1 protein-coding gene is annotated in these 315 nt (G+C 35.6%); it reads right to left on the minus strand.

Annotated elements, in window-relative coordinates:
- Positions 1–105: 105 nt before the first annotated feature.
- On the minus strand, positions 106–315 hold a 210-nt coding region (locus G5B00_RS17955; RefSeq protein WP_163878850.1), incomplete at its 5' end, for a RagB/SusD family nutrient uptake outer membrane protein.

The following is a 315-nucleotide window of genomic DNA, read 5'->3' on the forward strand; positions in this document are numbered from 1 at the left end:
GGACACCTTGCTGGCCTTTGTACAGCCTATGGTCGTAATAAATATGCCGACTAGACATAATTTTGCAATTGATATTTTTCTCATAATAATTCTTTTTATTACAAATTATTCACCTGCCCCATAACCAGGATTTTGTACCAACAGCTTACTTTTAAAGACTTCGTTTACAGGTATAGGCAACAAATATTGAAAAGGCTTAAACATTCTGTTTACGGTTATTGTCCTTTTATAAAAGCTGTCCAATGTTGTCGCATCCATATTCATTCCATAAAAAGGTCCATCCAATAATCCTTTACCTTGTATGCCATCGCCCTC

Origin of the sequence: Parapedobacter sp. SGR-10, assembly GCF_011030405.1 — a bacterium.
Lineage (GTDB): Bacteria > Bacteroidota > Bacteroidia > Sphingobacteriales > Sphingobacteriaceae > Sphingobacterium.